At 65.4% G+C, this 24314-nt stretch carries 16 protein-coding genes, 1 other RNA gene and 6 pseudogenes; 7 read left to right on the top strand and 16 right to left on the bottom strand.

The genetic code is table 11. The features are described 5' to 3' along the window. Nucleotides 1-118: 118 nt before the first annotated feature. Nucleotides 119-718, bottom strand: coding sequence for an acyltransferase (locus tag WYO_RS25130; RefSeq protein WP_007567917.1), 600 nt, complete (start codon nucleotides 716-718; stop codon nucleotides 119-121). An 895-nt stretch (nucleotides 719-1613) separates the two neighbouring features. On the opposite strand from WYO_RS25130, the gene WYO_RS31780 reads away from it, so the two are divergent. Both WYO_RS31780 and WYO_RS25125 read left to right on the top strand, forming a co-directional pair. After that, entirely contained in the window at nucleotides 1614-1751 is a 138-nt protein-coding gene (locus WYO_RS31780) for a hypothetical protein (RefSeq protein ID WP_007567915.1), read from the top strand. Nucleotides 1752-1968: 217 nt separating this feature from the next. Further along, a complete protein-coding gene (locus WYO_RS25125; RefSeq protein WP_128755084.1) occupies nucleotides 1969-3288 on the top strand; it encodes a hypothetical protein in 1320 nt (439 codons plus the stop codon). Between the two features lie 601 nt (nucleotides 3289-3889). On the opposite strand, the gene WYO_RS25120 is transcribed toward WYO_RS25125, so the two are convergent. The 6 genes and pseudogenes from WYO_RS25120 to WYO_RS25100 form a co-directional block, all read right to left on the bottom strand. Continuing rightward, nucleotides 3890-4921 carry a hypothetical protein gene (locus WYO_RS25120; RefSeq protein WP_039904132.1) on the bottom strand — a complete coding sequence of 344 codons (1032 nt, stop codon included), beginning with the start codon at nucleotides 4919-4921 and terminating at the stop codon, nucleotides 3890-3892. 301 nt (nucleotides 4922-5222) lie between these two features. Then, nucleotides 5223-5992 (bottom strand): annotated as a pseudogene (locus WYO_RS31180) (IS5/IS1182 family transposase). An 83-nt stretch (nucleotides 5993-6075) separates the two neighbouring features. Next, nucleotides 6076-7269 (bottom strand): hypothetical protein, encoded by a 1194-nt coding sequence (locus tag WYO_RS25115; RefSeq protein WP_007567910.1) that lies wholly within the window; start codon nucleotides 7267-7269, stop codon nucleotides 6076-6078. 554 nt (nucleotides 7270-7823) lie between these two features. Beyond that, a complete protein-coding gene (locus WYO_RS25110; RefSeq protein ID WP_348270299.1) occupies nucleotides 7824-8990 on the bottom strand; it encodes a capsule biosynthesis protein in 1167 nt (388 codons plus the stop codon). 297 nt (nucleotides 8991-9287) lie between these two features. Then, nucleotides 9288-9791 carry a hypothetical protein gene (locus WYO_RS25105; RefSeq protein ID WP_007567905.1) on the bottom strand — a complete coding sequence of 168 codons (504 nt, stop codon included), beginning with the start codon at nucleotides 9789-9791 and terminating at the stop codon, nucleotides 9288-9290. 137 nt (nucleotides 9792-9928) lie between these two features. Further along, the gene (locus WYO_RS25100; RefSeq protein WP_007567904.1) at nucleotides 9929-10312 is read right to left on the bottom strand and encodes a hypothetical protein; all 384 of its coding nucleotides are present in this window, start codon (nucleotides 10310-10312) and stop codon (nucleotides 9929-9931) included. 314 nt (nucleotides 10313-10626) lie between these two features. On the opposite strand from WYO_RS25100, the gene WYO_RS25095 reads away from it, so the two are divergent. Continuing rightward, on the top strand, nucleotides 10627-11421 hold the full coding sequence (locus tag WYO_RS25095) for an ABC transporter permease (protein ID WP_007567902.1): 795 nt from the start codon (nucleotides 10627-10629) through the stop codon (nucleotides 11419-11421). A 9-nt stretch (nucleotides 11422-11430) separates the two neighbouring features. Here the strand turns inward: WYO_RS25095 and WYO_RS25090 are convergent. Then, nucleotides 11431-11784, bottom strand: a pseudogene (locus WYO_RS25090) (IS630 family transposase); the annotation flags it as partial. Nucleotides 11785-12580: 796 nt separating this feature from the next. Next, nucleotides 12581-13567: a hypothetical protein gene (locus WYO_RS25085; RefSeq protein ID WP_007567898.1), complete on the bottom strand. Its 987-nt coding sequence runs from the start codon at nucleotides 13565-13567 to the stop codon at nucleotides 12581-12583. Between the two features lie 482 nt (nucleotides 13568-14049). Here WYO_RS25085 and WYO_RS30180 point away from each other — a divergent pair. Beyond that, nucleotides 14050-15129 (top strand): annotated as a pseudogene (locus WYO_RS30180) (IS630 family transposase). Nucleotides 15130-15546: 417 nt separating this feature from the next. Here the strand turns inward: WYO_RS30180 and WYO_RS30175 are convergent. Beyond that, nucleotides 15547-15939: a flagellar biosynthesis repressor FlbT gene (locus WYO_RS30175; protein WP_081497038.1), complete on the bottom strand. Its 393-nt coding sequence runs from the start codon at nucleotides 15937-15939 to the stop codon at nucleotides 15547-15549. A gap of 159 nt (nucleotides 15940-16098) precedes the next feature. Between WYO_RS30175 and WYO_RS30170 the strand changes: the two genes are divergently transcribed. Beyond that, nucleotides 16099-17007, top strand: coding sequence for a flagellin (locus WYO_RS30170; RefSeq protein ID WP_007567890.1), 909 nt, complete (start codon nucleotides 16099-16101; stop codon nucleotides 17005-17007). Between the two features lie 228 nt (nucleotides 17008-17235). On the opposite strand, the pseudogene WYO_RS30515 reads toward WYO_RS30170, so the two are convergent. The 4 genes and pseudogenes from WYO_RS30515 to WYO_RS32240 all read right to left on the bottom strand — a co-directional run bounded on the left by WYO_RS30515 (nucleotide 17236) and on the right by WYO_RS32240 (nucleotide 19492). Further along, nucleotides 17236-18339: pseudogene (locus WYO_RS30515) on the bottom strand (IS3 family transposase). 123 nt (nucleotides 18340-18462) lie between these two features. Continuing rightward, entirely contained in the window at nucleotides 18463-18849 is a 387-nt protein-coding gene (locus tag WYO_RS25055) for a hypothetical protein (RefSeq protein ID WP_007567885.1), read from the bottom strand. A gap of 158 nt (nucleotides 18850-19007) precedes the next feature. Further along, nucleotides 19008-19325: a hypothetical protein gene (locus tag WYO_RS25050; RefSeq protein ID WP_348270298.1), complete on the bottom strand. Its 318-nt coding sequence runs from the start codon at nucleotides 19323-19325 to the stop codon at nucleotides 19008-19010. Then, the gene (locus WYO_RS32240) at nucleotides 19298-19492 is read right to left on the bottom strand and encodes a hypothetical protein (RefSeq protein WP_085985819.1); all 195 of its coding nucleotides are present in this window, start codon (nucleotides 19490-19492) and stop codon (nucleotides 19298-19300) included. Before WYO_RS32240 ends, WYO_RS25050 begins: the two co-directional genes overlap by 28 nt. A gap of 672 nt (nucleotides 19493-20164) precedes the next feature. Between WYO_RS32240 and WYO_RS29135 the strand changes: the two are divergent. Further along, nucleotides 20165-21146: pseudogene (locus WYO_RS29135) on the top strand (IS481 family transposase). 9 nt (nucleotides 21147-21155) lie between these two features. Here WYO_RS29135 and WYO_RS30160 read toward each other — a convergent pair. Both WYO_RS30160 and ssrA read right to left on the bottom strand, forming a co-directional pair. Beyond that, nucleotides 21156-22176: pseudogene (locus tag WYO_RS30160) on the bottom strand (IS630 family transposase). A 327-nt stretch (nucleotides 22177-22503) separates the two neighbouring features. Beyond that, nucleotides 22504-22879, bottom strand: a transfer-messenger RNA (tmRNA) gene (ssrA, locus tag WYO_RS30155). A gap of 318 nt (nucleotides 22880-23197) precedes the next feature. Between ssrA and WYO_RS25030 the strand changes: the two genes are divergently transcribed. After that, on the top strand, nucleotides 23198-24314 hold a 1117-nt coding region (locus WYO_RS25030; RefSeq protein ID WP_007567873.1), incomplete at its 3' end, for a CHASE3 domain-containing protein.

Genomic DNA, 24314 nt, shown 5'->3' with positions numbered 1-24314 from the left:
AGGATGCGGTGGAGCGCAGGTGAGAAAGCGATGCCCGATCTCACAGGACCGAGGGGGCACCTCTCGGAGGACGGCCACGCTTTAGCGGCCGGTTCGCGGATGATCGCGACCGGTGGGGTCAGATCAGGTCGTTGCGCCAAGTCACATCGGAGCGGAGTATCTTTGCGGGAATCCCCCCGACGAGCACGTTGGCCGGGAACGTGCCGCTCACCAGGGAATTGGCGGCGGCGATCGAGCCGTCGCCGATCGTCGTGCCCTTCAGGATCGTCGACATCGTCCCTAGCCAGACCCGATGTCCGACGTGGATCGGCCGGGGCGGATTGACCCGCTCCCCGGTGTTCACGTCGACGATCGAGTGCATGTCGCTCACCGTGAAGCTCACGCCCCCCGCGATCAGGCAGTTATGGCCGATGGTGATGTCGCGGGCCTCGTGGGCGGCGATCGAGGCGTCGCCGACGAAGGCGGTGTGCTCGCCGACGATCAGTTTCGAGGCGGCGAGCAGGTAGACCCGGAGGGTCTCCAGGCGGACGTGGTCGCCGACGTGGATCGTGCCGTGCGATCGGCACAGGATCGACAGGCCGTTACAGTGCGATCCCCGCCCGATCATCACGTGGTTGTGGTGGCCCTCGAAGGTGATCGTCCCGTGATAGGCCTCCAGGAAGCCGTCCGGCGCATCGACCTGATTGTTGGCGCCGCGGTCGTCGATCGTGACAGGCATGTCTCTGAGGTACACCGATCTAAGGGGGCTGATGGGGGAGGGGGCGGACGGGGTCCTGATAATCGGAAATCCGGGGAGTGGCGTAGACCTATGATTCTCGCGGTTCGAACTGGGGCGGCTCGCTCGGGCCCGAACCGGGGCTCTCAGGGCGGGTTGTAGCCGATACCCGATCTCCCCGTCTCGTCGGCCATGACGGAGCGGATCGGAGTGCGCTCCATGGGTGCGATACCAGATGGGTGCGATGTCGGCTCGCCGCGGAATCGGGCGATGGCGCGCGGCGGCCACCGTCATCCCGGCGGTCGCGGCGATTGGCTCCGGCGCATCATTGGGCGGAGCGGGGTTAAGCGGCGGAGCTGGCGCGGAGCGCGATCGTGCCGAACCCATCCCCGACGTGGCGCGAACGACGCGGGCGCCGCGACCGACGTCTCGGCTCCCGCGCGACTTCCTCCGGATGATCCTGCGTAGCCCAGGAGGCCGAGGGCACCGGCCCAGGCGCTGCGGCATCGCCGGGCGGGCCTCTCTCCCGGTGGGCGATCTGCCTGTTCATTCTCACCGCGGTGGGGGAGGCTCCGGTCGATCGCCCCGATCGCGCTCCGACAGCCGAGGCGACACCGCCCCCGGTGGTCTGCCGTGAGAGGGTATCGGCGGAGGGGGGATGCGAAAACCACGGCGACCGGGGCGAGACCGATCCCGGGCGCGTCGATCGAAGCTTCCATCGCCTTGGGGACTGGGCTGTACGCCTCACGCGATCTCAGGCCGCCTCGACCGATGACATGGCCGCCCCGGTCATCACCCTGAATTCCCTGCGGTAAGTTGCATTGCGTAAAAATTAACAACTTCTGGCCATGTTTCCGCGGTCGATATACCGACGTTCCTCGGATCGGGTGGGACGGCCGTGACCCTCAACCTCGTCTTCAGCATCGCCGCCCCGCTCGCGACGGGCGCCGCCGCCCTGTGGTGGGCCGGCCTGGTCGCTCGTGGGATGACCGTGGGACCGCAAACCCCGGCCGAGCGCGATCTCCGGACGTGGTGACCACGCGGCAACCCTGATCAGGTCTCGGGCATGCCCCGTCCCTAGGCCTGACGTCTCCATACCAGCTCGGCCGAGCCCAGCGCTCCATCTGGCCTCGCGATACCCGCGCGCTCGTTGCGCTGTCCCCACGCCAAGCCGCATCCGATTGAGCGAGCCTGCGCCTCGGCGCGCTACGCTCGTACATTCCTCAAGGCGTCATCGGCCCGGCGATCACCGTGTGCAGCCGCGACACACGGATGATCGACTCGATCGCCACGATCTCACTGTCTTCGGGCATCAGGTCCGTGCCGGCCTGCGGCTCGCCCAGCCCAGAAGACCGGGCCGCGAACACCGCTCGCGTCGGCCGCGCCGCGATCGCGATGTCGGCTCTGCTGATCTGGCAAGCCGCTGGATCGACCCGCCCGGATCGCAGGAGCGGGATTTTTCCAGTGACACACCGCGGGTTACGATCGATGAACCGGCGCGCATGTCTCACCCGCACGACAAGGAGATTGGTCTGATGGTCTCGACACCGGCGCTTGAGGCGCGACGGGACAAATTCAAGCATCACGTCAAGCATTTCGATGCCCGGCTGCGCAGACCGGCGCCCTACGTGCAGTTCACGGGCGAACCACGGTACAAGCTCGAACAGCACTGCATACCCTACGATGCGATGGGTTTCCTCAATCCGACGGCCGTCGCCCCCCGGGCCAGTCGGGATGAGGTGCGGATCTTCGTCGTCGGCGACAGCACGATGAACGTGGGCATCCAGTGGCTCGACCTGATCGCCGGGCGGGTCGAGGACATCTTCCATCACGCCGGATCGCGACACGTGAGGGCCTACAATTTCGGCGTCACATCCTCATGCACCGAACAGATGACGAGCCTCATCTTCGCGCGCCTTCTGGATCTCGATCCGGACGCGCTCGTCGTCGTCAGCGGTGCGACCGACGCTTTTCAGCCGCTCACCTACGACCCACGGCCGGGCCATCCCTACAACAGCTTCGTGCACGAGAGCCTGTACGGCTACTTCTTCGACGAGAGCAACGAGGAGGCTTGGCAGGACGGCTTGACCTACGATCGGATGATCGATCGAGCGTTCGACCATCAGAACGCGCTCAAGGCGGAGGTCGGTTTCGGCACCGAGCCCTGGGAGCGGGCGATCGCCGATCACTACAAGAGTTCAGTCAGAAAACTCGCCCGCATCGCGCGGGCGTCCGGCATCCCGATCCTGTATTTCCTGGAACCGATCGTCGTTCGAAAGGATCCACCGCTCGCGTCTGAGATGAACTTGGCTGCGCCCGAGACGCTGGCGCTGCTCTCCAGGCAATACCAGCGTTTCGAGGAAGCGCTCAAGGAATTGAGACGCGAGGGATTGCCGGATAACCTGGAGCTGCACGACGCGAGCCGGCTGCTCGGCCGCACGGGCCCCGGAACATTCTACGACATCGTTCACTATGATTTCGACGGGCGCGCAACCGTATCAAAGTTCATCGCCGGCTGCCTGCGCGATCATATCGCCCGGCTCATGGCGGAAAGGGCCAGCCCGGGGGCCTAGGCGATACCGAGGTGGCCAGAGCGCGCAGCGCTCGCTCCCGCGAGACCCGTGATGCGACACCGAGCGCACGCCCCCGGAGGATCGCACGGCAAACCTGGATGTCGCGCCGTGACGCGTGGCCCGCGGACGGCCGAAGGCCCGTCACGCCGGACCGGCGCTTGACGCCCCTACAGACCCTCCGGTCGACGCCGTCAGAACTCGATCGACGCGGGGGCGACGGGTGGCGCTCGCAGCGCATCAGCCCCCCACTGCCCCCCCCGCGGGCGAGGGGCTCACCTCAACACCCCGCCCTGACCTCGCCGGGAGGCAGACCAATCGTACCATCACGACGCGCCAGCGAACGGAACGCCCGCTCCGTGTGATCAGATGAGCACAGCGCTCAGGCCTGCGTTCGAGCGCGGACACCCCTGAAGGCGCCGAAGGCGGAGGTTCGATCTGCCGGCCATCCGCGCGGGTCGGCAGCCCGGGGGGAGGGCGCGCCTCATCGCACTCCGCCGCTTCGGGACGGAGTATGCCCGATCGTAGGCGGATGCCCCCGGAGATGACCAACCCCCCGGAGGGCGTACGCGACCCCGGACGCGGATAGCGGATCGACGCCCGCTCAACCTCGTCTCAGTCCAATCGGCGTCAGGTCGTCATCTTCGGACTGGTCACCCGAGGCGAGAGGAGCCGTATCCTCGCTCGGGCCTGCGCCGACGCGACCGCGGCACGACCGGTCGCGGATCGCGCCGACTGAATCGTCCGCGGGGCGACACAGGAGCGGGACGCCCCAACCGCTTTTTCGGCGGGCGTAGTTGCGCGACGCTGTCCGTGGGGATGCGTGCCCCGCGAAAGCTGCGACTTCGATGCGATCCAGGAAAAGCTTCGCATTGGCGATCGCTTGATGGCGCAGGGTGTAGAGCGAGATCGGTTTGATGCCACAAGCGTGGCACGCCCGCGTCAGAGCCTTGGCCAGACGATCCTGGAACGCCGGCCGGCTCGAAGCCGCGGCCGCAGCGCGACGCAGACGGCGGAGAAACATCACCAGGCCGCGCCGAAGCTGGGGGTCGAAACCGTGGAGGTCGTAGGCTCGCTCGGTCCCGAGCGCGCGACCGTTCGTAGCCTTCGCGCAGCGGACGACGAGTTGATGACGCCGCACAAACGCGTGCCAGAATTCGGCCGGTCGCAAGCCGAAGTGCTGCCCGTATCCGATCAGACCGGCCAGCAGCCACGACGTCTCAGATCTACGACGCACGAGGTGCTGTATGAGCTCCTCGTACTCATCCCGCGTGAACGTCATCCGTTTGCGCGCGCTGGTGCGCGGCGGGGCCTGCGGCGAGCATGGATTTGGCTTGCGCTGGAGATCGGAGAGCCAGCGTCGCAGATCGCCTCGGTCGGCGAGACCGGCCTCGACCAGCGACCCCACGGCCCAGAGCAGGGCCGCGCGGTGGTGGCGCACGACGCTCTTCCTCCAGGATCCGTGCTGATCGCCGAACCACCCGATGGTCACGGTCAGCCGTTCATCGGCCTCCAGATCTGTCGACGCCCCTGCTTGGCGGAAGAGCGTCCGCACCGATCCGATATAGCTTTCGATCGTGGACGCCGTGCGCGTGGGTTGCAGCCCACAGGCATCCACGCGCGCTTCTAACAACATCTGTCGGACCGCGTCGGGGGCAATCGCTACCCCCGGGTCGGCGTGAGGCGTTCCGGGAACGGGGAAGGGCTCGAACCACCCGAAAGGATCATCGACAGGGTAGGGGGGTGAACCGACGAGGGCGGATTCTCCGGGTTTCACAGGCGGTACTCCTCGTTAGTTGGACATCGACCCCGAGGGCGTCCGGCGCGCACTGGCGGCGTCGCCCCCCCCTGCGCTGGTCGCCCGCGAGCCGTCCCGCGCGACCGGCGCGGGTGCTCAGGGTTCAATCGCCGCGTGAACAACCGGCACGCGCCGTGGCCTAAAGGCAGGCTTTTGAAGTTCGCCGGCGGACCCGGACGGCTACGAGCTCGACGGTGGCGCGTGAGGTGTCGGGATCCTGGTCGTAGCGCGTGGTGACTGCGCGGATGCGCTTGATCTTGCTGAAGAAGCGCTCAATTAGACCGCGCTACGGGTACAGGAATGGACTCGAACGCCAGCACCTGCTTGTGGTTGGGGATCGACTTCCGGTTGGCCCACGGCGCCCCGCTCGACCATCCGGGTCCGCGGCGCATCGCAATCGTAGACCCGGGCATCCAGCGGGATCTGCCACGAGCCCTAACCAGCCAGAATGTCGGCCGCCGAGCCCCCGTCATGCGCTTGGCCGGGCGTGATTTTCGGCGCGAGCGGACGATCCTCCGCATCGAGCCGCGTAGAGCTCGCTGGTCAGGCCGCCGCGCGCCCCTGGACAGGCTCAGGATGAGACGACCCATGCCAGCGGCATCCATCGTCTTTTTGGCGAGGCCGCATGCTGGTGCTTCCACACGCTGACGGCGTCGATCGTCCGCATATCGCCGCCATAAGCCATTGACATAGCAGACAGAAACCATCGCAGGCCCCACGTTTGCACCAGCCCCAGAGACGGTCATCGTAGGTCGTGTAGGGACCGTAGCGAGCCGGGATATCGGCCGAAGGTGCGCCCCTGCGCAGCCGCCGGACGATCCCGGGACACCCGACGGCGCCCACCCGACCCTCGCCACGCACGTCCAGGGGTGGAACCAGCTCGATCGCGACCCACTCCGCATCCGTCAGGTCGACCGCGCCACCCCCGGCCTTCCGTTCAAGGAACGCACGACATTTCGCCCAAACCGTGCCAGCCGTTATGAGTGTGCGACCTAGAGCGGAAGCGCAGCATTCTCCGGTCCCGAGGCGGGAGGCGGCGCGAGATCGTTGCCGGCGCGTCCGGAGCCCACGTTCGCCGACAACTCGTCGGAGACGGAAAGGTCGATGGACACCCCGTCGATGCCGGTCTCGGTCGAGGGCTTCGGCCCACGCAGTACGATGGGTCGCGCACCGGCGCCCGCCGTTGCCTCTGGGGCGGGGCCGTCATCGTGGTCCGCCGGCTGGGCGAGCAGTGCCGGATCGGCGCTCGGCGAGCGCCGGCGATAACGGCCCAGATCGCCCAGCGAAAGGCGGCAGTCTTCCCCGGTCGACAGAGCTTTAAGCTGCTTTGAAATCTTACTCTGAGTGCCGGCTGCGATCCGGCTGAGCGCGTAGCTACCGCGCAGGTGACGGCAGATACCGGCGAAATCGACCTCGCCTTCCCGCGCGACGATCGCCGCCAGAAGTTCACCGCCCGCCGTGGTCGCCATGAGGTGATGCAGCGGCACATCGGGCGCCCGCACGCATGCCGGGTCCGAAGATCGCTCTGCCGACATCCGAACCCGGGGGGCCGGGACCGCTGCGTTCGTGACCAGGCTACCCGGAACGGCCGCCTTCTCTCTCGCGGGAGTGGGGCCCGAACCTTCTGACCCGGTCATCGCGATAGGTGAATCTCTATGGCCGGACGCGGCACCGAGCCGTTCCAGCTCCTGGGTGATGGGGCGCCCGCGGACGATGCCCTCAGCTGCCTTCGAGGTCGAGACCACGTCCGGGTGAGTCACCAGAATCTTGTACGCCTCCAGGACACCGACGCCGAGATGGATCTGCGGGACGGCATCGGCGTCGGAGACGCACTGGAAACCGTCGCGGATGAGAGCGTCCCTGAGCTGGGGGCTCAACGGTGTCCACGACGTGACTTGCAGCCCCTGGTGACGTGGCGGCTTCTCGATGTGCGGATGCTGTTCGGTGAACTGCGCGGTCAGCGGGTCAAGTTCGGTCTGGAAGTCGTCGTCGTCCAAGCTCTGGCTGAGCTTGCATAGGGCCGCCCGGACCCGCGCCATGTCGCCCCGGCATTTCTCCCGGATACCGTAGCGCTGGACGTAGGAGAGCACGCTGAGGTCTACGGCTTTCCGTTCGAGCTTGTCGCACTTGAGCCAAAGCTTATATTCCTCTATGTGACCGTATTCCCGATCCTGAGCCTGCCTCACCGTGGCCTCCGAGTGGTTGGGATCGGTCCATCAACGGACCGTTAAGGTTAAGAGAATCGTCTAGGTTGAAATCCTGTCACGTTCCGTCGACGTGTCAATCGGCCGATCGAGCGGGCCGTGGCCCACGTGTGGTGGCCCGGTGTTGGTTTGGCAGTCCCCGGGCCGGTCGTCCCCGCCGATCCCGAAGCCGAAGACACCCCTGATGGGGGGCGAGATGTTGACCCGCGCATGGCGCCGAAGGAGACCGCTGGCGTCGACCAGCTCCGTGCGAGGACCGATTTTGCCACTGGGCGGCTGTTGAATGAGAACACGGCGGCCTGGCGGCGCAGCCCACGGCGAATGAAGCTCGGGGTGCTTGTCGAGCGCGACGGCCATCGCGACCGGGACTGGTAGGCTCGGCACAGTCGAGCTGCGGACATCTACAGCTGCGCCGGGCGCGCCGACGTTCAGCCGTCACCCGAGACGTCGCCGTGCGCTTCGCGGCCGGCGGTTGCAGTTGTTCCCCCGTCTCGGCGCTCGACCGGGGGGACTCGGTATCCGCTCGGGCGGCAGCTCTAGGCCATCACCTTGCGCGCGAACAATGTCGTCGCGAACAGCGTGGCCGCTCCGGCGGTGATCAGGCTGATCATCAGGATCCGCCGCGGCTCCGTCGAGGACTCGGCCTTTGCCGGCTGCACGATCGCGGCGAACGTCTCCACCTGCTGTGCGGCGACGATGCGGGCCCGCTCGTGGGCTACCCGTACTTGCTCGTAGTACTTCTCCGCGTTCTTACGGCCGTTGTCGACGGCCTCGAACCGGGTCAGCGCGTCGGATAGCAAGCGCTTCTGGGCAGGGTCACCGCCGGCCAATTGCCGCTCGACCCGGGCGATGTTGTCGTCGAGATCGTTGATACGCTGCTTCAGATCGATGATCTGACGCGATTGCGGACCGAGGTCGCGCTGGCCAATCCCGAGCTGGACTGCCAGGTTGATCCGCGAAGATCTCAGATCGCCTATGGTCTTGAGGGCGGCCTCGTTCGACTTCTGGGCGTCGATCACGCCCTCCCGGTTGCGCAGATCGTTCACCGTCCTGCGGGCGTTGATCAGCCGCTCCTCCGCGCCCTGCAATTCGCGGGCGCTCTCGCTCAACGCGTCCTGGCGCGCGGGCGCACTGAGGCCGTTCAGCATCCGCTCGGCCTCATTCAGCACCGCCTCCGCGATGGCGAAGGATTCGGCCGGGTCGAAAGCCTCGACCGACAAGAACATGACACCGGACCCTGATTCGACGTCGATCGTGACGCGACGCTTCCAGTATCGCAGCAACTTCTCGATCGGTTTGTCCGCGTCGAAGCGGGAGAAGTAGTCGATGCTGTCCCGGCTGAACCACGCGCGGATCGGCAGCTTCGCTTCGAGCGCCTCCAGCATCGGGCGGCTGTGGACGTATTCCAGGGTGATCAGGGTATCCTGCGCGATCATCTGGTTCGGCACGCCGGCATTGGTGCCGACCGCGTCCGACGTCGCCTTGTCGGCCGTGCCGATCGTCGGCCGGATCGCGAACCGCGTGTCGGTCACGTACCGGTCCGAGGCGATGAGCCCGTAGTACACGGCGCCGGCTAGCGTCGGCAGCACGAAGCACAGCGCGAACAGGATCGGGACCCACGGGTCGGCCTTGACGTGGCTCTGGTAGGACCGAATGCCCGTCCTGTGATCGGCCAAGCCAGGGACCCGCGCGAACTGGCGCAACGCCGCGGCGATCGCCGTCCGCCGCTGAGATGCCGGGACCGGGCTGCCGTCGGTCTCCCGGATGTGGGTCGTCATCAGCAATCCCCCAGTGCTCAGAGCCCGGGAAACGCGCAGTCCGGTTGACCGAACCGCAGCCGCATACGCGTGGCTCCCTCTCGAAGGTCCTCGCATCGGCTAGAGGCGAAAGCGTGTCGGGGGCGAGATCGATCGCATCGCCCGCGGATGCCGGTGGCGGATCCGGATCGATCGACCGCGGCGTCGGCGGCCGCCTCGCATGATCTTTCGCGCGGAGCGATCTCAATCGCCCGATTCGTCCCGCTCCTCCGCCCCGGTCGCGTCTTCCGCGTCCTCGGCCCCGGCCTCGTCGCGGGGGGAGGGCGCGGCCACGTAGAAGTCGCCCCGGCGCACCGCCTCGCCGCCGGTCACCATCATGCTGAGATAGGTGTTCAACGTGTTGGGCGCGATGTCGGGTAGACGTTGCTCGATCTCCGCGTGCGACAAGCCCTGAGGTCCCGTCTCCTCCAACAGCGCTTTCAACCGGCCCTTGGCAGAGTTCGCCCGGGGGCCGCGGCTGCCCCGACCGGTCACCCGCCGGGTTCGGACAGAAACCTCCCCCGCCGGGTCGAGACCGACGGGCCCCGCTTCATCCAGGGCTCCGCCCTCGACGATCGCCGCCAGGGATTTTTCCGCCGTCCGAAGCTTGTTCAGCTCGGTCGTCAGGCGCTCGTAGTCGGCCTGGAGATCGGCTCGCCGTTGCCGCACGTCGGCCAGGGCCTTCGCCAGCGTATCGTCTCCTGCCATCGTCAATACCCGAACACCACAGCGCGGCAGGGCTTAAGTCATAAGCGGCCCGGGGCGTCAATCGGCTCATGCCCTGCTCAGACGGCCCGCGCGGTCCGGTCTGGAACGATGCGCGTACCCCGCGCGCCGGGAGGCCGTCAGCGGGAACTGGCACCCGCGGCGGCGCCGCTCGATCCGCCCGCGCTCGAACTTGAGAAGGCGTCGTTGCCCGACTGCACGCCGGCCGTGCCGAGCTGAAAGCCGCGGGCATCGACGCCGTAATTGGGATCACGCGCCTGCAGTCCCGGCGGGGCCGGGTCGAAGGGTTGCACCGCCTCGTATTGCGGTTGACCGCCGGCGAGCGGGCGCGTCACCGCCTCGGCTCGGATCGCGTCCGAGCAGAGCCCCTGGCACACGGGGTGGACGAGATCTGTGGGCTGGCAGATCGGCGTGATCACGCCCCGCACGCAGGCGCAGCGGCACAGCGCCGAGGCGGGGAGGGGGAAGAGCAACAGCGAGCAGGCGAGGAGGAGCGGGCGCATGTCAGGCTGTCCGGGAGATCGTTGCCACGCGCCGACCTGTAGCAAACCTGCGCGCGGACCGCGACTCGGGCTCGCTCGCCCCGACCGACCGTTCCCTCATGAGGGCGCTCCCCGGACCGACTGGTCGAGCGTGCCCCCCACCGATCAGGATATCGACGACCGTCGATCGTTGAGGCCGTCGCAGCTCGCGAACGCCCCCGGCAACACCTTCGACGCCTACCTGGCCCGAGGGGACGAAGGACAGCGTCGGGCCGATCCAACGCACTTTTGCCCAGGTTTGCGTCGATGTCTCGCCGACGTCGAGGTTTGGTCCCATGCCCGCATCCATACAGGCTCCTAGCCAACGGAGCCCGCTCGAATCGTATCTGCACGTCCTGCACGCGCTGATCCTGCGCGACATGCGCACCCGTTTCGGCGCCTCGATCTGGGGCTACGGGGTGGTGGTCCTGTGGCCGTGCGTTCACATCTTCATGCTGATCGCGATCTACACGTTTCAGAAAATACCGGCGCCGCTCGGCGACGACCGGGCGTTGTTCTTCGCCACCGGAGCGGTCCCAGTCTTAGTCTTTCAATACGTCTCTCGCGAGGTGATGAAATCGGTGATCATGAACCGACCGCTGACGTACTATCCGCAGGTGAAGCTCTTCGACCTGATCTTCTCCCGCATCCTCGTCGAGATCGTGACCGGATTTCTCGCCCTCTTGGTCGTCAGTTCCGTCCTCCTGATCATAGGGGTCAATCCGATTCCCTCGGCCCCGCTCACGGCGGTGTGCGGCTACGTCGCTGCGATTGGCCTCGGGATCGGCGTCGGCACGATCAACGTCGCCATCATCGGGTTTTTCCCAGGCTGGATGATCGGCTACGCGCTGTTCAGCATCGTCTTGTACATCTCCAGCGGCGTGATGTTCATGCCGAGCTACATGCCCGAAAAAGTCTATTACTGGATGAAGTTCAATCCCGCCCTGCAAGCCGCGGAGTGGGTCAGGTCAGCCTATTATCCTTACGCGGGACTCCAAATCGACCACCTTTACGTGATCATGTTCGGGTTCACCGCCACCACCATTGGGTTGTTTCTGCTGAAGCACGTGGTCAGCAAGATGCAGGGCTAGTGCATCGACTCAGACGGATGGTTTATGGGATCGGCCGACGGCGGCGAGGATGTCGTTGGCCGGCTTGGTCCAGACGAAGGGTCTGGCGCGCCGGTTGTGCTCGGCGATGGCGCGTTCGATTGCCGCCTGCAGGTCGACGACGCCGGTGAACGAGCTGCGTCGCAGCCGACAGCGCGTGAGCGTCGAAAAGAAGCCCGCGACCGCGTTGAGCCAGGGGTCCGAGGTCGCGGTGAAGCGGAAAGTCCAGCGCGGGTGGCGGGCAAGCCAGGCGCGCACCTTCGGGTGCTTGTGGCTGCCAACGTTGCCCAAGATCGCGTGGATCACCTTGCCGCGTGGAATTGCGGCCTCGGCGACGTGGAGGAACCCGAACCGTCCCGACGCCATGTCCGCGGGGCACAGCACCCCGCGCCCAAGACGCAACAGGCCGCCCCTGATCCGCCACGGCCCCGTTTTCGAGACATGATCAAGGCTACGAGATCACCGTCCCGTTCACCGGTCCGGGCTCGCCGCCCCCGCAAACGAGATCGGCGCCAGGCGAAGCGCAGGCCGATCCGGGACGCGTGTCACCGGATGACCGCAATCCGGTCGGTGCATCGGCGCGGCCATGAGCGCCGCTCAAGCGAAGGCGGGGAAGCCGCGCGGTCAGTGCAGGCCCGTTCGAAGCTGAATCCTCCCACTCTCCGGGGCGATTCACTGACCTCGCGTGCGGTTGCGCTCGGCCTCGCCCGAGGCCAAGCCGTCAGCGACCAGGTGCGTGACGCGCGTGGAAAACTCTGGCCCGTAACGGCCCATGCTTTGCCGGCGGCGCGTTCGCCCGCGATCTCGACGGTCACGTCCCCGTCACCGCCGCGGCGTCGGCGCGGCACCTTCGCGACAGCGTCCATCCCCGACCACCGCGGCCGTCGCGTCCCGTCGCGCGTCGATGACGTCACCCACCCCGCCCCCTCGCGGGAACAGCCGAGCCCGGCCCTCGCCGCTGGTCAGCCCGTCGGATCGACAGCCCGGGTGTGATCGCGCCATCAGGCGCGGCGCGCGATCACACACCATCCCATGAACGCGAGACAGGCGAAGCCGGTGCGCTCCGAGCGGCACGGGCTCATCCGGATCTACGGCGCGGCACCCGGGGCAGAGTGCGTGATCGGCGACGGGACGGAGAGCCCTACCAGTCGCTCAGCGCGGCGCGCTTCCAGCGATTCGGGGCGATGCAGCGGTACTCGAAGCTCTCGTCCCAAGCGCGCTCGCCCGCAACGCACGGGGCGGAGGACGATGCCGGGATGTGTGGAAGCGTCTCGATCAATCGGCCCACGTAGGCAGCTCCGTCATCAGTGACGCGCAGCATCGGACCGCCGCGCGTCATGTATGTCAGGGTGCTGTCGGCGGGATTGAAACCGAAGAAGCGGCTGAACGTGCCGTCGGCGTTCCCGTCGAGGCCGACCCACTGCCCCGGGGCCAGAAGCACGGCTGCGCCGCTGAACGAACCTCCCGCGAGATCGAGGCCGATGCCGAACGTCGACCCGACATTGGCCGTCGAGAACGCGCGGTCGATGGTCACGCCCGGCCCCGTCGAGACCATGTAGCCGTAAGCCACGTGGCTCCTGGCCTCCCCGCCGGCTCCCGCATGCGCCAGGACCCGTTGCCGATTCGCATCGGGGCCGACCGCGCCGCCGATGTCGAGTTCCACGCCGATGCACGAGGTTGTCGGGTTCGGGATACCGGTCTGATCCACGCAGTTAAAGTTGCCGGCCCAGGTCGTGCCGGTCTCCTCGCCGTTGTCCGTGGGCTTCTTCCAGGCCGTGCCGTTCACGGCGACGTTCTGGGCGTTCGCGCTCTTGCGAGCGCGGTTATTCAGCTCAGCCGTGATCACCCACTCGAACCCGGGCGAGACGAAGCTCGTCGTGGTGTTCGCCCAGAAGGCCTTGTAGGTCCACCACGGCTTGCCGCCGCCGGACGTGGTCTCCACGTCGCGGTCAACCCGGAGGGTCGCGCGGTCATCGAAGTTCGCACCGGAAAAGCTGTTCGCGAGAAAGAGCGGCATTCCCTGAAGCCCCGGCTGGCCGGAATTGGACACGCTAGCTGTGAAGCGCAGATCGTAGGTCTGCGCAGAGACCGGCGAGGCCATGACGGCGAGGATCAGGAGAGGTTTCACTGCATCGACTCGTTCGCACGGACACCCACGCTTGAACGTCGGAAACCGCGCTCGCGATCCCGATCGCTGCGCGGCCGACGACGGCCCTCTCGTATCGGTGGCGGGGGAGCTATGCGGGAAAACCGCAGTCTAAAAGCGTGCCGTCGCCCCGGCGAGCATCCGGCATCGGACCGGCGCATTGATAGGCACGGCAGTGGGGCGTCCGCCATAAGCGAGGGCAGGTCGAGCACGAAGCCGCGCATCCTCGCCGCGCTTCTCGACCAGCAGCGCGAACATGGCCCGATCGACTTTGGCAAACGGCCGGCGTGGCTTTGAAGTGCCCAGGCGCAACCGTCGTTGCGTATCCCTGCGTCCATCCTGGGGGGTAGCGTCGCGCGGGCGGCCCCGCGGGTTCGTCACGTCATCCCTCCTAAAAAAAACAGCGATGCCTCATACCAAACGGCGATGACGAGGACTCAGGGGGTTACGCCGCGGCGTCGGCTGTGATTCCCTGCGACGGACTGAGAGGGACTGCCACGTTCGTTGCTGTGCCGCTGCGTGAGGACTTTCGTGCCGGTGACCTGCGGCGGCTGGCCCGTGCGAGCCGGGATGCGAGCCAGAGTCGTCGGCTGCTGGCTCTGGCTGCGATCCACGAGGGCGGTAGCCGGTCGGAGGCCGCTTGTTGGATCGGGGCGGAAGGCCTGCAGACGGTACGCGATTGGGTCATAGCCTTCAACGCGTCCGGCCCCGCCGGATTGATCGACCGCAAGGCGCCCGGCAACGCACCCAAACTCAACGTGACGCAACGCCAGGCGCTGGCGCGGGTCATCGAGGTTAGGCCGGCCCCGAAGCGGCACGGCGTGGTGCGCGAGCGGCTGAAAGATCTGGCCGCCTGGGTCAACGCCAGCTTCGGCATCAGCCTCGACGAACGCACGGTGGGCCGCACGCTCAAAGCACTCGGCTTTGCATAGCCGACGGCTCGCCCCATACGAGCAGGATCCGGCCGCACTGACGGCGTTTATAAAAACCTGCCCGCGGTCGTAAGCGCCGTCCGCGTAGGTCTGCCACCGGGCACGGCCTTCGAGATCTGGTGGCAGGCGAGGCCCATCTTGGCTAGAATAACACCCTGCCGCGCTGGGCGCGGCGCGGAACACAGCCCGCAGCGCCCAAGGACCAACGCACGGCCTACCCCTACATTTTCGGCGCGATCTGTCCGGAGAAGGACAAGGGCGCCGGTCTCGTCCTGCCCCGCTGCGACAACGAGGCGATGAATTTGCATTTGGTCGAGATCAGTCGCACCGTCGCTCCCCGCGCCCATGCAGTACTGATCCTGGACGTCGCCGGCTGGCACAGCGCCCATGAGTCTGAGCGTGCCCGACAACATCACCCTGCTGCCGCTGCCACCCAGCGCGGCCGAAGTCCAGTGGAGAACATCTGGCAGTTCATCCGAGACGACTGGCTCGGCGATCTTCACCTCCTACGACGACATCGTCGATCGCTGCTGTGATGCTTGGAACAGGCTGAACGCGCAGCCATGGAAGATCATGTCTCTCGGACTGCACGACTGGGCCTATCGGTTATGATCAACGCCGATTGGTGTAAGCCCAAGTGGGGATCTGCCCGTTCCGTCTGGCGATCCCCATTTTCCTATCTTTCGCAGCGGCTGAGCCCCCGCTGCCTTCCGCTCGCGAGCGCGCCGGCCGCCGTGTTCCCCCCGTTCACGTTTGGCCGGCGTGTCTTCTGTAGATGCACCTTCAAAACCCAACTTCTGTGCTGCCCTGCTGGGTTGTATGACGGTCAAGTGCGCGCCCTAACCTTACGACCTTCGCCCCCACGGAATACCCAAATGCCTATACAGCAAGCGGCAACAACTCCTAATCCTATCGCTGCGCGACTTAGAATCGGGGCATTCAGAGGAGATCCATTCTCAATTATTGCCCGGATTGCGGAATGATATTGAGCACCTGCGATAGGCGGTCAATGCTCCTTGCCTTGATTTCTCAAGCCGAAGCACGTCGCTCAATTATATTGACTTCGTGATAAAGCAGATCGCGGCCAACCTTTATGGCCCGATGTGTCTCATTGTCCGACAAAAATCGCTGGATATCCAGCAAAAACGGAGCGGCAGAAGGCAGATACTTCAATATTTCTACCGATTTCTCAAAAAACAATCTTTCCATCTCGGGACTATTTTCAGATAAATGAATGATTTGTATTAGAAGACAAAGTTGCTTACAGGGAGTGTTCGCCTCGCTCTCAAGAATTATTTCGCTGCCTCTGAGAAACTTACAGTGATTTTCAAAATGCAATACTGTCGATCGGTCCCCGTTTCGGACTGCGCCTCCGTTGATGATCAGGCGCTCATTTGGCTTCAGGGTAATACGCAGGCCCATAACACAATCCCTCCGATTGAATATTTATTAAATCAAATTCGTTAACGACGGCACAACAAACCAGCAACTCGTTGCATCAAATTAATGACTTCGCAAGATCGGTGCACGTATATGGCCCTGACCGTAAAAATGCGGTTTCAGACCAAATAAGGTGCACCGATGTCCTCCCCTATCACTCTTACGTCTGCGACCCGTTCCAGCCTTCTGTCCCTGCAAAACACACAGAGCTTGCAGGATACTATTTCTGAGCGTCTCTCGACTGGCAAAAAGGTCAATTCTGCGCTCGACAATCCCGTAAATTTCTTCACGGCATCGGGTCTTAACAGTCGTTCCAGCCAGTTGACCGACCTTCTAGACGGCATGTCGAACGGTATTCAGACCATTCAGGCTGCCTCGAAGGGCATCGACGGGATGAAGAACCTCGTCCAGCAGATGCAGTCTACCGTCAAGCAGGCGCGCCAGGATACAACGTATGACGCAACAGACGCAACAACATCAAAGGTGAGGGACAACCTAAAAACGCAGTATCTTGACCTCGCAAAGCAAATAAACACTTTGGCGAAAGACTCTGGGTACAACGGCGTCAACCTGTTGAACGGCGAAGAGCTGAACGTCACGTTTAATGAAAAAACCGGCACGAATAAGAGCGACATCACCGTCAGTCTCAAGAATGCCGCTGGGGATGCTGCCGAGGCAGTAACTGCCGGAAGTCTTGGCATTACTACGGCTGGAGCAGCTGGTGCTGCTGATACGCTCCCGGCGGATGCCGCTACTTTCACGAGCAATGAAGACCTCGACAAACTTTCGGATCTTCTGACAACCGCACTCACCTCACTCTCGACCAAAGCTTCAAGCCTTGGTTCGAGCTTGTCAGTGGTGCAGACCCGCCAAGATTTCACGAAGCAAATCGTGAATGTTCTCAAGACCGGCTCTGATAATCTTGTGAACGCTGATATGAACGAAGAAGCGGCTAATTTTACCGCTCTTCAGACTCGCCAATCGATTGCCCAGCAGACTCTCTCGCTCGCGAACCAGCAGCAGCAGGGTATCCTCCAGCTCCTCCGCTGATCCTCAAACGGTATATCGATGACGGCGGCCGGGGTAATACCCGGCCGTTTTCGTTTCTATCCGGTTAACAATGTCCGGGCATCATCATGGCAGCCGGACTGGCCTGCCCCATTCGGTGGCCCAGGTTCGAAGTTAGTGCATCGTCGGCCTGGAGTTGACCCTGTTTGTGGTCCACGGCCTATGCAAGTTCCCGGGTTGTTGGAGTTGACCCCGTTTGTGGTCCACGGCCTATGCAAGTTCTCGGGCTGTGACAGCTTGGTTGGCGAAGGCTCGGGGCGTCAAGCCGCCCAGGGCCGTATGGGGGCGATCTTCGTTGTCGTGGCACCTCCAGTCCTCGATGCGCTCGCGGGCATCGGCCAGCGACAGGAACCACGCGGCGTTCAGACATTCCGCCCGTAGGCGGCCGTTGAACGACTCGATGTAGGCGTTGTCTGTCGGTTTGCCCGGTCGTGAGAAGTCGATCTCGACCCCGTTCAGGTACGCCCACTGGTCGAGCATGCGCCCGGCGAACTCCGGTCCATTGTCCACCCGTAGGCTCTTTGGACGACCGCGGAGCTTCACCAGTGCGTCCAGGGCCTCGGTCACCTGGAAGGCGCGGAAGTTGGCTCTCGGTGTGAGCGAGAGCGCCTCTCGCGTACGGCAATCGACGACCGTCAGGATCCGGAACGGACGTCCGTCGAAGATGCGATCAGACATAAAGCCCATGGCCCAGACCTCGTTGGGTCCGCCGATCGCCGGCCGCCCTTGCCGGTAGCGCCAAGCCCGTTTGCGTTTGGGCAGCTTGGGCCGGATCGACAGTCCCTCGTCGCGATAGATCCGGTAGGTGCGCTTGTGGTTCACCTCCCAGCCCTCCCGTCGCAGTAGGATATGCAGCCGTCGGTAGCCGTAGCGCACCCGCGCGGCAGCGAGTTCCTTCAGCCGCATCCGCAGCGCAACCTGCGGGTCAGAGCGCTTCCTGTAACGCTGGGACGAGCGGCCAAAACCGGTGGCCTGGCAGGCCCGACGCTCGGCTCGAGCCGTAGGCCACCTGCAGGTGGCCGGCGACTTCACGGCGAGCGCCGGGCCTTACCACTTTCGCTTCAGGACATCCTGCAACATCGAGCGGTCCAGCGTCAGGTCGGCCACTAATCGTTTGAGCTTGCTGTTCTCGTCCTCCAGCTGCTTCAGCCGCCGGATCTCCGGCACGCCCATGCCGACGAACTGCTTCTTCCAGCGGTAGAACGTCGGCTCGGACACACCCATCTTCCGGCAGACCTCGTCCACCGTCGCGCCGTTCTCCGCCTGCCGAAGGGCGAAGGCGATCTGTTCGTTCGTAAAGCGCTTGCGAGGCATGGCATCCACCCTCCTTCAGGGTTCAGGATGCCCGAAAAACTTGCGCTCAGCGCGGACCAGTTTGGTGGGTCAGGGTCAGAGGGGCAACGAGCGGGGACGCCGAGCGCTCCAACCGGAGCCGCATCAACCAGCCTTCGTCTTGAATTCCCAGATCGGCGGTCCCCACACCATGCCTGGCGTGCTCCGGTAGGCCGCGGTCCGCTCGAACACGATCCGATCCGCCTCGACTGGCGTCGCCTGCTTGCCAGCGGTCATCAGCCCACCGCAGCAGTCTACCTGAAGCCTGCCGTGCTCGGGATGGACGCCGAAGAGCTGTGGCGCTGTCCAGCTCAAGCTGTGAGCCTCAGCGCCGAAGCGGGTGCAGAAATCGAGCGCCGACTCCCGCATCGTCGCCCACTGTGCAGGTGTCAGGTAGCGACACGGTGAGGCGCGCTCGGAGATGTTTTCGATGGCCCCGTGCCACATCGCGACGGGGTTCGGGAGCAGCGTGGGGGCGAGACCGGCTGACATCCGGCCGAGCTACGCCAAGGCATGGCGATCGACCATGCGGCAGAAGCGGTCTTGCCTGATCCATGTTGAAACCGGCTCAGCCCACCGCCCGATCCGATCACGGGCTGGCGGGGGAGGTCGTCGATCTCGCCCGCGTCTGCGCAAAGTTCTGATCGCGATCAGTGCACGCTCTCGCTGGGACGGGCGCAGAACGACGCGAGGCCGCTTTTCTCAGCCACCTCCAGGAAAGCGGCGTAGGCATCCTCCTCCGTCGCGAACCGCTCCTGCCATTCAGTGTTACCGCCGGACATGTGGACGACGGCCAGCCGCCAAGGATCCTGCGTGCCCGCGAACCGATAAATCTCCACGTCGACCGTCTCACCATCGCGGGTGAACGATCCGGATAGCGAAGAGTGCTCGTAGTCGCAGTCGTCGTCTCGCGGATCTTTTCCACTCACCGCAAGGACTTTCAGAACCGCATCGATCGCTGACGGCAATAGCCACCGTTGTTCTGATACCCGGCCGGGCACCTACGCACACAAGCGCCAGCAGCAAACTTGAACGGTGGCCAGCAAGCGTTGCGGAACCGCTTCTCACGGTATTGATAGGATTGGGCTGGGCCAGCCGATGCAGGAGCAGCGGCGCTGATCGGCAGCACGAGCATCGACAGCGCGACAGCTAGAGAGAACCGCACCGCGCTCATTTCAAGACATCCCTTCGGCCTCAGGAACTCGGTGGTACGCCCTGACCGCCTCAATGCCTATCCCTCTCGCTTCGGGAACCGGATCCCGGCGCCGCCACCGTTCCCGGGGATGGCCTCCAGGCCAGGGGTCATGGTCGGTAGGACACTGCTAAGCGTCTTGGCGGCCATCCGAGGGTCCCTCATCGCGCGACCTTGATGCTGCACAAGCGGTGTGGTCAAAGGACGATGGCCATGTGGGCGAGTGTGCAGCCAGAAGCCTGCAAAGCTTCGCACGTCCGGTTCGACTCCGGGCCCCGCCTCCAACTGTGCCCATCCATTATCTGATTCGCATCGCACAATGGCATTGTAGCCGCTTGGCACGCGCGCAGGTCGCGCGGGGTGGGGCAGAGACCGGATGACATCCGGCCGAGCTGCGCCAAGGTCTGCTCGCAGGCCATGCGGCCAGAAGCGGAGTTGCCGTGACCGTGTCCGATCTCTTCACTGCCGACGAGGCGTCGAAGCTGCTGCGGATTAGCCGCCGGACCCTAGCTGTTTGGTTGAGGAACGTCGTTGGGCTGTGGCCCGTTGGGCGATCAAAGCCTAAGCTTGGCGGTTCGAGGGTATGCGCCGTCGCGCTACCAGGAGGGCTCGTTGATGCTCGCCATCCATCCCCGGGCCCGCACCACTCCGGCCGTCTGCGCCGAGATCGCACGCTCGCCCGAGAGCTCCGGGGTGCGGGCCAAGCGCTACGGCGTATCAACCGAGACCATCCGCAAATGGCGCAGACGCGGCCCCGATGCCTGTCACGATCGCTCGGCCCGGCCACATAAACTGCCCTGGCGCGCCAGCGATGAGGAGCGTGCCATCGTGTGCGCGCTCCGCCGCTCCACCGCCCCCCGACGCGCTGACCTTCGTCGTCAGCCACTTCCTGCCGCACCTGACCCGGGACGCCGTCTACCGCATCCTCAGGGTGGAGGGCCTCAACCGGCTGCCGCCCGCAGAGCAGGCCCGGAAGCCGCACGGCGCCTTCAAGGACTACGAGGTCGGCTTCGTGCATGTCGACGTAAAGCACCTGCCGAAGCTGCGCGACCGCGACGGCTCCACCCACAAGCGCTTCCTCTACGTCGCCGTCGACCGTGCCTCGCGCTACGTGCACCTCGCCGTCGTGGACGACGAGACAACGGCCTCGGCGGTGGCCTTCCCCACGGAGGCACTCGACGCCTTCCCCTTCCAAGTCACCCACGTGCTCACCGATCGGGGCTCCTGCTTCACGGCCGATGCTTTCGAGGCAGCCTGCGAGCGGCACAGGGTGCAGCATCGCAAGACGCGACCCTACACGCCAACGACCAATGGCATGGCCGATCGCTTCAACGGCCGGGTGCAGAGGGAGGTGTTGGGCATCATGATCTACAGCCACGCCGACCTGGAGATCGTGCTGCGCGGCTTCAACGCGGCCTACAACGGTCGCCGGCAGCGCGTGCTCAAAGGTCTCTCGCCCGAGATGGTGCTGCGCCAGCGGCTCAAAGCTGATCCAGCGCTCGCCAATCCCACCTACAGACCGCCCAGCCCAAGTCTCGTCAAACGTGCCCTTCGCATCGTCGCAGACGCCAAGGAGGTTTCGCAACCAGACAGCTAGTGCACTGACTCAGACGGATGGTTCTGGGGATCGGCTGACGGCGGCGAGGATGTCGGTGGCGGGTTTGGTCCAGACGAAAGGTCTGGCGCGCCGGTTGTGCTCGGCGATGTAGCGTTTGATGGCTGCCTGCGGATCGACGACGCCGGTGAAGGAGCCGCGTCGCAGCCGACGACGGGTCAGCGCTGAGAAGAAGCCCTCGACGGCGTTGAGCCACGAGGCCGAAGTCGGGGTGAGGTGGAAGGTCCGGCGCGGGTGGCGAGCCAGCCAGCCGCGCACCTTCGGATGCTTGTGAGTGGTGACGTTGTCGAGGATCGCGTGGATCGCCTTGCCGGGCGGGACAGCAACCTCGACGGCGTTGAGGAACCGGATGAACTCACCGTTCCGGTGGCGCTGCATGCAGCGGCCGAGCACGGTGCCCGCCAGGACGTCGAGGGCGGCAAACAGCGTCGTCGTGCCGTGACGGGTATAGTCGTGGGTCTGGGCGGCGGGATGGCCGGGGGTAAGCGGACGATCGGGGCGGGTCCGCTCCAGCGCCTGGATCTGGCTCTCCTCATCCTGAGCTTATCGAAGGATCGTCGATGGACAGCGCCACCGCCTGGGCGGGCGGGGTCATGTAGAGGCCGACGACATCCTCGACCTTGGCGGCAAAAGCGGGTCGCGCGAGCGCTTGAACGTGCGCAGCCGGTGCAGCTGGAGGCGGTGAGCGTCCCAGATCCGCTGCACGGCACGCAACGAGATCCCGACCGCGCGAGCCACGGCCGGCCCGGCCGGATCCAGTGGGTGACCTCGCCCGGCGGCTCCGAGCAGGTCAGCGCCAGCACCTCGGCCACCGTCTCGGTCGAATGGGGCGGCGTGCCGGGCGTCTGACGCCTGCCCGCCGGGCGACGTCCTGGACGCTCAGGCGCTCGGCTGAGAGCAGGATGATGCGAGCGCGCTGGGTATGTTTGAGCGAACGGGAGTGGTCGCTCGCAATCGCAGCCAACCGTGCCGCATCGGTCGCATCGAGAAGCACGCATACCGTCTGAGCCATCGCCCAGACTCGCACGTCTCATCGTACGCGTGAATCCTCCGTACGCGTCACTGCACTAGTATCCTCCCCGGTACCCGCCCACCGTAGCGTCCAAGCCATCGCTTGCCGGAGGCTTCTTCAAAAAGACTCTGGGGCGGGCCGGTATTCGTCGCTGAAAACACGGAGGGCATCCCCGCCGCCAGCCTGACGAAGCCGGCTCCCGGCAGCAGATGCAGAGACGTTTGCTCGGAGCGAGCAGACATACATCGACGGCCCCCGGGATCGCCGTGGAACGTTGCCCATGCTCATTCCGTCGGAAAAGGTGGGCCCCGGGGCCGAAGCCCCGGGTTCTGTTTCTACGGCTGCCCTGCCGCAAGATGCTTACGCCGCGAGGCGGGCATCCATGACAACGTTATCGTTGGCATTTAGAGTTTTGGTCAGGTGCCCGGAACAGGGGTTGCCTGCGCCGAACCGGTCGAGTCCTTACCGAAAGTCGCATCTTATCCTGCCGAAACAGGGTAGAACTCGCGATCCCTTTACCGTCCAGTCGAACCTAACTTCGCCCCCATCAGAAACACCCTGGCTGCAGACAACGCATCGCAGTCTGCCAAGACCCCTGCATTATCAGGGACAGGATGCTTCTGGTGGAGGCGCCGGGTACCGCCCCCGGGTCCTGAAACGTTATTACGAACCGGTCATCAACCTCACACGCATCATACCGCGTTCGAGGCCGAAGGTCCACAGGCCCCTGAAGGTTCGGGAATCCGGCGATGCGCGGTCGTTGCGGACCGGGGATGACCGCCGTCGCGCTCGCCGTAGCTCCAAATCCCTCTCGAACCCAAGTTGCAACCGCACCCGCGATGCAGGGCCTCCCCGTGCACACCCGACGCAGCGAGGGCGAGAACCGGCGGATCGCCGGGCCGGACCTATTCCATCGGCATACGGCTCGCACCAGCCTGGTTTGGGCGCTATGGGCTTACGCCGCCTTCGGTTGCCGCAGCCGCGCGAGGCCGTGCGCCAGTCGGGTTAGGAAAAGCCGAACATGCCGAACACGTTGGGTCTCAATCGCACCCTCGGGAGCGCCATCGGCGTCATCGCGCTGGTGTCGGTGCTCAGCAGCGGGGCGGTCCTGCTGACCCGCGGCCAGCTGCAGGACGCGAACGACGCTCTGAGTCGCTCGAATCAAACGATCCGCAGCCTCGACGCATTCCGCAATGCCATGCTCAACCAGGAGACGGGGCTGCGTGGCTACCTGATATCCGGCCGAGAGGGCAGCCTGGAACCCTACCGCCAGGGACAACCGGCCCTGGACGCAGCGATCGACCGCCTCAGAAACCTGATCGGCACCGATGCCGCCGCGTCGCGCCTGCTGGCCGATGCCGTGACGGCGGCCCGCACTTGGCAGGCCGATATCGGTCAAGCGGCCATCCGGGGCACGGCTGACCCGGCGACCCGACCCGAGGCGGTGCGTATCGAGTCCGAGGGCACCGGCAAGCAGCTGTTCGACACGCTGCGTGACAAGCTTGTCGCCATCGAGAGCCTGGAGGAGGCCCATCGGGCGATGCTGAGCCAGCGGGCGTCCCAAGCCGAACGCAACGAGACCCTGGCTCTGTGGGGTGGCACCCTGCTCACGCTGCTGATCTGCGCCGGGATCGCGGTGGCCATCAACCGCCTGATCGTCCGCCCGCTCGGAGACGTGATGGCGTTCGTCGAGCGGGTCGGTGCGGGGGATCTGTCGGGCCGGCTGCATTCCGGCGGGCGCCACGAGATCGCGCGCCTCGGGCGCACGCTCGACGCGATGGTGGACGGCCTGTCCGATCTCGCCCGGACGAACCGCGCCGCCACCGCCGACCTCAACGCCGCCGCCGCCGAGATCCGTGCCTCGGCCCAGCAGCAGGCGGCCTCGGTAGAGGAGCAATTCGCCGCCGTGCAGGAGACCGCCGCCACGGTGGACGAGATCACCCATTCCGGCGCGCAGATCGGCAAGCGCGCCACCGAGGTGATCGCCACCGCCCAGGCCACGGCCCAGACCTCCCGCCAGGGTTTGCGCGCGGTGTCCGACACCGCCAAGGCCATGGACGCGATCCGCGAGCAGGCGGAGGCCGTGGCCGGCAACATCGTCAGCCTGTCGGAGAAGACCCAGACGATCGGCGACATCA

This window comes from Methylobacterium sp. GXF4 (assembly GCF_000272495.1).
GTDB classification, from domain to species: Bacteria; Pseudomonadota; Alphaproteobacteria; order Rhizobiales; family Beijerinckiaceae; genus Methylobacterium; species Methylobacterium brachiatum.
The sequence above is the reverse complement of the archived record's forward strand: the minus strand, read 5'-3'. Positions and strand labels throughout refer to the sequence as shown.

Coding starts and splice junctions, on each gene's coding strand:
- WYO_RS30175 (WP_081497038.1), bottom strand. CDS start 15,939: ATGGGCCTGCGTATTACCCTGAAGCCAAATGAGCGCCTGATCATCAAC.
- WYO_RS25105 (WP_007567905.1), bottom strand. CDS start 9,791: ATGGCAGGAGACGATACGCTGGCGAAGGCCCTGGCCGACGTGCGGCAA.
- WYO_RS32240 (WP_085985819.1), bottom strand. CDS start 19,492: ATGCTCGTGCTGCCGATCAGCGCCGCTGCTCCTGCATCGGCTGGCCCA.
- WYO_RS25120 (WP_039904132.1), bottom strand. CDS start 4,921: ATGTTGTTAGAAGCGCGCGTGGATGCCTGTGGGCTGCAACCCACGCGC.
- WYO_RS25095 (WP_007567902.1), top strand. CDS start 10,627: ATGCCCGCATCCATACAGGCTCCTAGCCAACGGAGCCCGCTCGAATCG.
- WYO_RS30170 (WP_007567890.1), top strand. CDS start 16,099: ATGTCCTCCCCTATCACTCTTACGTCTGCGACCCGTTCCAGCCTTCTG.
- WYO_RS25130 (WP_007567917.1), bottom strand. CDS start 718: ATGCCTGTCACGATCGACGACCGCGGCGCCAACAATCAGGTCGATGCG.
- WYO_RS25100 (WP_007567904.1), bottom strand. CDS start 10,312: ATGCGCCCGCTCCTCCTCGCCTGCTCGCTGTTGCTCTTCCCCCTCCCC.
- WYO_RS25055 (WP_007567885.1), bottom strand. CDS start 18,849: ATGTCAGCCGGTCTCGCCCCCACGCTGCTCCCGAACCCCGTCGCGATG.